This is a genomic window from Loktanella sp. DJP18 (genome assembly GCF_049310965.1).
Lineage (GTDB): Bacteria > Pseudomonadota > Alphaproteobacteria > Rhodobacterales > Rhodobacteraceae > Loktanella.
Window position 1 is genome coordinate 1 of the sequence record NZ_JBMERN010000135.1, and the last position, 9,354, is coordinate 9,354.

The 9,354-nt window shown below is 59.2% G+C and carries 8 protein-coding genes; all 8 read right to left on the reverse strand.

Annotated features, from left to right (window positions below; all coding sequences use genetic code 11):
• Nucleotides 1–76: 76 nt before the first annotated feature.
• A complete protein-coding gene (gene glpK / locus ACOI1H_RS21505) occupies nucleotides 77–1,564 on the reverse strand; it encodes a glycerol kinase GlpK (RefSeq protein WP_422440052.1) in 1,488 nt (495 codons plus the stop codon).
• 69 nt (nucleotides 1,565–1,633) lie between these two features.
• Complete coding sequence (locus ACOI1H_RS21510) at nucleotides 1,634–3,355, reverse strand: ABC transporter substrate-binding protein (protein ID WP_422440053.1); 1,722 nt, start codon at nucleotides 3,353–3,355, stop codon at nucleotides 1,634–1,636.
• A gap of 72 nt (nucleotides 3,356–3,427) precedes the next feature.
• Nucleotides 3,428–3,703, reverse strand: a complete 276-nt coding sequence (locus ACOI1H_RS21515) for a DUF2160 domain-containing protein (RefSeq protein ID WP_422440054.1) — start codon at nucleotides 3,701–3,703, stop codon at nucleotides 3,428–3,430.
• A 24-nt stretch (nucleotides 3,704–3,727) separates the two neighbouring features.
• Nucleotides 3,728–4,567 (reverse strand): carbohydrate ABC transporter permease, encoded by an 840-nt coding sequence (locus ACOI1H_RS21520; protein ID WP_422440061.1) that lies wholly within the window; start codon nucleotides 4,565–4,567, stop codon nucleotides 3,728–3,730.
• A gap of 45 nt (nucleotides 4,568–4,612) precedes the next feature.
• Complete coding sequence (locus ACOI1H_RS21525; RefSeq protein WP_422440056.1) at nucleotides 4,613–5,485, reverse strand: carbohydrate ABC transporter permease; 873 nt, start codon at nucleotides 5,483–5,485, stop codon at nucleotides 4,613–4,615.
• Nucleotides 5,482–6,564, reverse strand: a complete 1,083-nt coding sequence (locus ACOI1H_RS21530; RefSeq protein ID WP_422440057.1) for an ABC transporter ATP-binding protein — start codon at nucleotides 6,562–6,564, stop codon at nucleotides 5,482–5,484. Before ACOI1H_RS21530 ends, ACOI1H_RS21525 begins: the two co-directional genes overlap by 4 nt.
• 1 nt (nucleotide 6,565) lies before the next feature.
• Nucleotides 6,566–7,642 carry an ABC transporter ATP-binding protein gene (locus ACOI1H_RS21535; protein ID WP_422440058.1) on the reverse strand — a complete coding sequence of 359 codons (1,077 nt, stop codon included), beginning with the start codon at nucleotides 7,640–7,642 and terminating at the stop codon, nucleotides 6,566–6,568.
• Nucleotides 7,639–9,237 (reverse strand): glycerol-3-phosphate dehydrogenase, encoded by a 1,599-nt coding sequence (gene glpD, locus ACOI1H_RS21540; protein WP_422440060.1) that lies wholly within the window; start codon nucleotides 9,235–9,237, stop codon nucleotides 7,639–7,641. Before glpD ends, ACOI1H_RS21535 begins: the two co-directional genes overlap by 4 nt.
• Nucleotides 9,238–9,354: the final 117 nt, after the last annotated feature.

The window sequence follows — 9,354 nt, forward strand, 5'->3', positions numbered from 1 at the left end:
GGAGTGCTACAATTTCTTCAAGGCCGCTGGCTATGAAACTGATTGAACGCAACCCGCTCTAGTCATCGTAGCTTCCTTAAAAACGCAACGTGGCTCGGACGGCTTTTCCCCACGACTCATATTTGCTCTGGCGCTTGGCCTCGTCCATGTTCGGTACAAATTTTGTCTCGCAAGCCCATCCTGCAGCGAACGTTTCTTGGTCAGGATAGAGGCCGACTTGCATCCCCGCGAGCCATGCCACACCAAGGGCGGTCGTTTCTCGAATTTTGGGGCGGTCCACTGGGCTACCGATTATGTCGGACAAAAATTGCATCGCCCAATCGCAGGCCGACATTCCGCCATCAACGCGCAGGGTCGGCTGCAAACCCGTAGCTTTCCAGTCTGCGGACATCGCATCCAGCAAGTCACGTGTCTGATATCCTACGCTTTCCAAGGCAGCTTTCGCCAGTTCGGCAGGGCCAGTGGCACGTGTCAAACCAAAGGCGGCACCGCGACATTCAGCGTTCCAATAAGGTGCGCCTAACCCGACAAATGCAGGGACCAGAACAACATTCTGATGTGGGTCCGCCAGTTTGGCCAACACTTGGGTTTCGGCAGCGTCCCCTATGATATTCAGACCATCGCGCAACCATTGCACGACCGCGCCCGCCACAAAGATTGACCCTTCCAGCGCGTAGGTCGGCTTTCCGTCCAGCTGGTAGGCGATCGTCGTCAGCAGACGGTTCTCGGATACGACAGGCGTGTCACCCGTATTCAAAAGCGCGAAACACCCAGTTCCGTATGTCGACTTCATCATTCCGGGTTCAAAACAGGCTTGTCCCACTGTGGCGGCTTGCTGATCCCCCGCGACACCACAAATCGGAATCGACGCACCAAAGATTTCCGCCTGCGTAGACCCAAAATCTGCGGCGCAATCTTTGACCTCAGGTAGCATTTGAAGGGGGATATTCAGCAGGTCGCAGATTGTCGAACTCCAACGGCCTCTGCGAATATCGTACAGCAAGGTTCGTGCAGCGTTAGTGGCATCGGTGGCGTGGACCTTGCCGCCAGTCAGTCTCCAAATCAAATAGCTGTCCACGGTGCCGAACAGCAATTCGCCCGCCTGCGCGGCGGCCCGGGCGCCGTCGATGTGATCCAGCATCCATTTGACCTTGGTGCCTGAAAAATATGGATCGATCAGCAACCCAGTCCGGTCAGTGAACATCTTTTCGTGTCCGGCAGCGCGCAGGTCATCGCAGATCGCAGCAGTCCGCCGGTCCTGCCAGACAATCGCGTTGTGGATCGGCTCTCCAGTTTTCCGGTTCCAGATGACCGTGGTTTCACGCTGATTGGTAATGCCGATGGCCGCTATGCTTTCGGCATTGATTCCCGCTTTCTCGATGACCGCGCGGCAGGTGCTCGCCGTAGTGGACCAAAGGTCGGATACATCATGCTCTACCCAGCCGGACTGGGGAAAATGCTGCGGAAATTCTTGTTGCGCGGTGGCGGTTATCTTCAGCTTTTCATCGAACAGGATCGACCGACTGGACGTAGTACCTTGGTCGATAGCCAGAATATAAGTCATGTGATCCCCCTACCCGCAGTCGCAAAAAAGCCGGGGCGCATGCGATGTGCCCCGGCCGGTGTTATCGGTTTAGTTGTTCCAGGACGCGACGAGTTCGTCGTAACCGATGGTCATCGGCTCTTCGTCTTCATTTTCCAGCTTGGGCTTGGGGGCGCCCGGCTGTTCGTCCAGCCAATAGGATGCGTCCTGCGGCTCGTTCAGCACGGGGCCAAGATCGCCCTGGATGCCGGCACGTTCCAGACGTTCCATCACGCTTTCCATGTCAGCACACAGTTGGTCCAGCGCTTCTTGGGATGTCTTTGCACCAGACATGGCGTCGCCGATGTTCTGCCACCACAGCTGTGCCAACTTCGGATAGTCAGGCACGTTGGTGCCGGTGGGGGACCAACGCACGCGATCGGGCGAGCGATAGAATTCCACCAGACCGCCCAGCTTGTCAGCGCGCTCCGAGAAGTGGTCTGAGTTGATCGTCGACTCGCGGATAAAGGTCAGGCCCACATCGGATTTCTTCACGTCGACAGTCATCGACGTGACGAATTGCGCATAAAGCCATGCGGCCTTTGCGCGATCCACCGGGGTCGATTGCATCAGCGTCCAGCTGCCCACGTCTTGATAGCCGACCTTCATGCCCTCTTCCCAATAGGCGCCGTGCGGGCTGGGGGCGAGGCGCCATTTCGGCGTGCCGTCCTCGTTCATTACCGCATCCGACGCGACCAGCGGTGCGACGAAGGTGGTGTACATGAACATCTGCTGCGCGATGTTGCCCTGTGCCGGGACGGGTCCCGCCTCGGAGAACGTCATGCCGGCGGCGGAGGGTGGCGAGTAGTCCTTGAGCCACTTGATCGCCTTGTCGACCGCATAAACCGACGCGGGCGAATTCGTGGCACCGCCACGAGTCACGCAGGCACCTACGGGCTGGGAGTTTTCGTTGACGCGGATACCCCATTCATCGACAGGCAGGCCGTTGGGCTCGCCCTTGTCGCCCATACCAGCCATGGACATCCACGCGTCGGTATAGCGCCAGCCAAGGCTGGGGTCTTTTTTGCCGTAGTCCATGCTGCCATAGACCGCATCTTCGACACCCATGCGCGACAGATCGCGGCCGGTGAAGAATTCGGCGATGTCTTCATAGGCGGACCAGTTGACCGGAACGCCCAGATCGTAGCCGTACTTTTCCTTGAAGTCGGCCTTGTTCTGTTCGTCGTTGAACCAGTCGTACCGGAACCAGTAAAGGTTCGCGAACTGCTGGTCGGGCAGCTGGTAAAGCTTGCCGTCAGGTGCCGTGGTGAAGTCCAGACCGATGAAATCGTCCAGGTTCAGGGTGGGCGAGGTCACGTCGGCACCTTCGCCGGCCATCCAGTCGGTCAGGTTGCGGACCTGCTGATAGCGCCAGTGCGTGCCGATCAGGTCGGAATCGTTGACATAGGCGTCATAGATGTTCTCGCCGGACTGCATCTGCGTTTGCAGCTTTTCGACGACGTCGCCTTCGCCGATTAGGTCGTGGGTGACGTTGATTCCGGTGATCGCGGTGAAGGCAGGTGCCAGCACCTGGGATTCGTATTCATGCGTCGTGATGGTTTCCGACACGACGTTGATGTCCATGCCGACAAACGGCTGGGCCGCGTCGATGAACCACTGCATTTCGGCTTCCTGATCCGCGCGGGACAGGGTGGACACATCGCCGATTTCCGCGTCCAAGAACGACGTGGCGGCAGCCATGTCGGCCCAGGCGGGTTGGGTCATGGCAAGTGCCAGCCCCAGCGCGGTGGATGATTTCAACAGGACGTTCATTACAGGTTTCCTCCCTTTAAGATTGAACGTGGGCGATCCGGCGCGGTGGTCTGCGCCGGGATTTGACGTGGGCTAGACCCAGCGGAACACCGCAAAGGCATAGACCAGACAGACGAATAGCGCGTAGGGCTGCGGGCCAAGCGCCAGCCCCAGCCACGCGAGATTGATGAAGGCGGACCCCAGCAGCGTGATGAACAGCCGGTCGCCGCGCGTGGTTTCGATCCGCAGGACGCCGGTGCGAGGCACTTCTGGGAATTTGATCGCCAAAACCGTGAAGGTGGTCAGCAGGGCCGCGATGACTCCGAAGAACGCGGCGGTGGGCCAGGTCCATGCCATCCAGTCAAGCATTTGAAGCTCCTTCCATTTGGCGCATCACACCCGCCCCAGGGCAAAGCCCTTGGCGATGTAGTTGCGCACGAAATAAATCACCAAGGCCCCCGGCACAATGGTCAGGACTCCGGCGGCGGCCAAGACACCCCAGTCGACACCGGCGGCACCGACGGTGCGGGTCATGGTGGCGGCAATCGGCTTTGCATCGACCGAGGTCAGCGTGCGCGACAGCAGCAGTTCGACCCATGAGAACATGAAGCAGAAGAAGGCCGCGACGCCGATGCCAGAGGCGATCAGGGGTGTGAAGATTTTCACAAAGAACGCCGGGAAAGAATAGCCGTCGATATAGGCGGTCTCGTCGATTTCTTTAGGAACGCCACGCATAAAACCTTCGAGGATCCAGACCGCGAGGGGCACGTTGAACAGGGTATGCGCCAAGGCGACGGCGATATGGGTGTCGAAGAGGCCGACACTGGAATAGAGCTGAAAGAACGGCAGCGCAAAAACGGCGGGCGGGGCCATCCGGTTGGTCAGCAGCCAGAAGAACAGGTGCTTGTCACCCATAAAGCTGTAGCGGCTGAAGGCATAGGCGGCGGGCAAGGCCACGGCGAGGCTGAGCGTGGTGTTCATCACGACGTAGATCAGCGTGTTCACGTAGCCCATATACCAGCTTGGGTCGGTCAGGATCGTCTCGTAGTTCGCGAAGGTCAGGTTGCGCGGAAACAGTGAGAAAGCCCCGAGGATCTCGGAGTTGGTTTTCAGGCTCATGTTCAGCAGCCAGTAGATCGGCAGCATCAGGAACAGCAGGTAAATCCCCATCACCACCGCCCCGCCCGTAGGCCGGAACCGGCGCGACGTGGTGCGGGGTTTTTCGATAGTCATCTCGCCGGTGGGGGTGACGACGTCTGGCATTGCGGTATCGGTCATTTACTTGCCATCCCTTTTGTCGAGCGTGGTCATCACGGTGTAGAATACCCACGAAATCGCCATGATGACGAGGAAATACATCAGGCTGAACGCGGCGGCTGGGCCAAGGTCGAATTGTCCCAGCGCCATCTTGACCAGGTCGATGGACAGGAAGGTCGTCGTATTGCCCGGCCCGCCCCCGGTGACGACGAAAGGTTCGGTGTAGATCATGAAGCTGTCCATGAACCGCAGCAGGATCGCGATCATCAGGACGCCCGCCATCTTGGGCAGCTCGATATACCGGAACACGGCCCAGCGGCTGGCCTGATCGATTTTGGCTGCCTGATAATAGGCATCGGGGATCGACCGCAGACCGGCATAGGCCAGCAGGGCGACCAGCGATGTCCAGTGCCAGACGTCCATGACGATGACCGTGACCCAGGCGTCAAAGGTGTTCTGGGTGTAGTTGTAGTCGATCCCAAGTGCCGCCAGCGTGTGGCCCAGCAGGCCGATATCGACGCGCCCGAAGATCTGCCAGATCGTGCCGACCACATTCCACGGAATCAGTAGCGGCAGGGACATGACGACAAGGCAGAAGGACGACCAGAACCCCATTTTGGGCATGTTCAGGGCGACGTAGATGCCCAGCGGCACCTCGATCGCCAGAATGATGGCGGAAAACATCAACTGACGGCCCAGCGCGTTCCACATGCGGTCCGAATGCAGCATGTCGTCGAACCAAGACAGGCCCGCCCAGAAGAACTGGTTGTTGCCGAAGGTATCCTGCACGGAATAGTTCACCACGGTCATCAGCGGGATGACGGCGGAAAAGGCAACAAGGATCAGGACCGGCAGGACTAGAAACCACGCCTTTTGATTGACGGTCTTGTTCATGCGGCGGCCCCCTGCGGGATAATACGCCAGTCGTCGGCGTAGACGTTGATCCCGCCGGGCGCAAAGGTGATGCGGTTGGTGTCAGCGGCGATATTTTCGCCCTCAGCGGCGACAGCGCTGATTTCCTTGCCGCCAACGTCAAGGCGCACGATCTTATGGCGACCCACGTCTTCGATCCGGCGGATGGTGGCGGGGATGCCGTCGCTGCCCGATGACAGGCGGATGAATTCAGGGCGCACGCCAAGCTGCGTTTTGCCCGTCGCGGCATAGGACCCGTCCAGCTGCACGGTGGCATCGCCGACGCGGGCGACGTTGCCGTCAATCTGCGCGTCGAACAGATTCATGCCGGGCGATCCGATGAAATAGCCGACGAAGGTATGCGCTGGACGCTCGAACAATTCCTGCGGCGTGCCGATCTGCACAACGCGGCCATCATACATCACGACGACTTTGTCGGCAAAGGTCAGCGCCTCTGTCTGGTCGTGGGTCACATAGATCATCGTGTGACCGAAATCGTGATGCAGCTTTTTCAGCTGAGTGCGCAGTTCCCACTTCATATGGGGGTCGATGACCGTCAGCGGCTCGTCAAACAGCAGCGCGTTTACGTCCTCGCGAACCATGCCGCGGCCAAGGGAAATCTTTTGCTTGGCATCCGCGGTCAGCCCGCGCGCCTTGTGGTCCAGCTGCGCTTCCATGTCGATCATGGCCGCGACCTTTTGCACGCGGCGCTTAATCTCTGCCGTGTCCATTTTGCGGTTCTTCAGCGGAAAGGCCAGGTTTTCGCGCACGGACATCGTGTCGTAGACGACGGGAAACTGGAACACCTGCGCGATATTGCGATCGGCGGTAGGGGCGGTGGTGACGTCTTTGCCGTCAAACAGAACGCGGCCCTGTGACGGAATCAGCAGGCCGGAAATGATGTTCAGCAAGGTCGACTTGCCGCAGCCGGAGGAGCCGAGCAGCGCGTAGGCTTCGCCATCCACCCAGTCGTGGTTCAATTCCTTCAGTGCGAAATCGGATTCCTTCTGTGGATTTGGCAGGTAGGAATGCGCCAGATTATCTAGTGTGATCTTGGCCATGCTACGCGGCCTCCGCATAGGGGGCAGTCGCGGCAAGGGTGCCGTCCTGCGCAAACAGATAAATCCGCGAGGGGTCCAGATAGACCTGCAACGCCTGACCCGGTTTCAGGTCGCGCACGCCGTGGATCAGGCCAACCCAGCGGGCGTCGCCGTGGGTCAGGTGAACAAAGGTCTCTGATCCCGTAATCTCGACCACGCTAAGCGTCGTATCAAAACCCATCGCACCAGCACTGGCTTCTAGCGTCAGGTGGTTCGGGCGGAAGCCGACGGTATAGTGCCCATCAACCACGTCTGCGGTGGTGGGCATTGTTTCGCCCGCGCCAAAGTGCATCAGATTGCCGCGCTTTTCGACCTTCAGAAAGTTCATCGGCGGGTCAGAGAATACGCGCGCTGTCGTCGCATCGCCGGGCTTGCGGTATACCTCTGCCGTCGGGCCGAATTGCGTGACGCGGCCTTCCCACAAGGTGGCACAGTTGCCGCCCAGCAGCAGGGCCTCTTCCGGCTCTGTTGTGGCGTAGACAAAGATTGAGCCAGATTCCGCAAAGATACGCGGAATTTCGGCGCGCAGTTCTTCGCGCAGTTTGTAGTCAAGGTTTGCCAAAGGCTCGTCCAGCAAAACAAGGCCAGCGTTCTTGACCAGCGCCCGCGCCAGCGCGCAACGCTGCTGCTGGCCGCCCGACAATTCCAGCGGCTTGCGCTGCAACATTGGCGTCAGCTGCATCAGTTCAGCCGTTTCGCGCACGCGGCGGTCGATTTCGGCCTTATCCAGACCCATCAACTTCATCGGGGACGCAATGTTGTCGTAGACCGTCATCGCCGGGTAGTTGATGAACTGTTGGTAAACCATCGCGATCTTGCGGTCCTGCACGCGCTGGCCGGTGACATCGTCGCCATTCCAGAAAATGCGGCCCTTGGTCGGCGCATCAAGACCCGCCAGCAGGCGCATCAGCGTTGTTTTACCCGACGATGTTGGCCCCAAAAGCACGTTCATCGTGCCCTTTTGCAAGGTCAGCGTCGTGGAATGGATAAAGGTCTGCGCCCCCACGACATAGCTGACGTCTTTAAACTCGAGAGTCATGCGATGTCCTTTCTCTTTGCGCGCGCTGCGGTCATGTAGATGTCCAATGCAGCAGCGTCGGTCTGGCGCAGGCCAAGCTTGCTACGGCGCCACAGGATGTCCTCGGCTGTGCAGGCGAATTCTTGGGTCATCAGCCAGTCGACCTCTGCCGACGTCAGGGTGGCGCCAAAATCCTGCCCCAGATCGGCGGCAGCCTTGGCCTCGCCCAGGATCAACGCCGCATCGGTGCCGTAGGCGCGGATCAGACGCCGCGCCCAGCGTTCATCCAAAAAAGGATACTTCGCCATCAGATCAGCGATCAGCTTAACCACATTGCCAACAGGGAAATCACCGCCGGGCATCGCCACGCCAGCGGTCCAAGGGCCGCGCTTGACCTCTAGGCGCTGGCCGATTTTGTCCAGCGCGCTTTCGGCCAGACGACGATAGGTTGTGATTTTGCCGCCAAAGATGTTCAGGGCTGGGGGCCCGGCACTGTCGTCTAGTTTCAACGTATAATCCCGCGTGGCCGCCGTGGCAGAGCTTGCTCCGTCGTCATACAGCGGCCGCACGCCGGAATAGGTCCAGACGATGTCGTCGGTGGTGATCTGTTCTTTCAAATATCCGTTCACAAAGTCGATCATGTACTGCTGCTCTTCTGGGGTGCAGACCGGTTTGACCGACGCGTCGGGGTGTTCCTGATCCGTGGTGCCGATCAGGGTAAAGTCGGTTTCATACGGGATCGCAAACATGATGCGCCCGTCAGTGCCTTGAAAGAAGTAGCATTTGTCATGGTCAAACAGGCGGCGTGTCACGATATGACTGCCGCGCACAAGACGCACGCTGTCTTGGCTGTTGGACCGGATTTGCTGGCGCAGAATGTCGCCAACCCAAGGGCCGCCAGCGTTCACGACCATGCGGGCGCGAATGGTGCGGGTGGCACCTGTATCAGTATCCTGCAGCGTCACGGTCCAGATGCCGTCCGCCGCATCGGCAGACACGACCTTTGTGCGGGTCAGAACCGTGGCCCCGCGCAGCGCGGCGTCGCGGGCGTTCAAGGCGACAAGGCGCGAATCCTCGATCCAGCAATCGCTGTATTCATAGGCCTTGGTGAACTTGTCATTCAGCGGCGCGCCCTCTGGCCCGGTGGTCAGGTCGACCGTGCTGGTCGACGGCAAAATCTGGCGGCCGCCCAAGGTGTCGTACATGAAAAGGCCAAGACGGATCAGCCAAGCGGGGCGGCACCCCTTCATCCACGGCATTACAAAGGACAGCAGCTTGGACGTCGGCGTGTCGCCTTCAAACCGCATATCGGCGTGATAGGGCAAAACAAAGCGCATCGGCCAGCTGATATGCGGCATAGCCCGCAGCAGCGTTTCACGCTCGATCAGCGCCTCGCGGATAAGGCGGAATTCGAAATATTCCAGATAGCGCAAACCGCCGTGGAACAGCTTGGTCGAGGCAGAAGACGTGGCCGAGGCCAAATCATTCATCTCGGCGAGAGTCACGGTCAGGTCCCGCCCAACAGCATCGCGCGCAATGCCGCAGCCGTTAATGCCGCCGCCAATGACCAAAAGGTCGACAATATCGCTATTATCCAATGATGCCTCCCTGGCCATATCTAAGTCACGAACCTCCACACCCGTGCCTTCCCCCCAGTAAGTACTCAAACGTTCCCCCAGTCAATAACGAATGTTCGTTTACGTTCGATTTTGAGTTTGTCTTTGTTTTATACT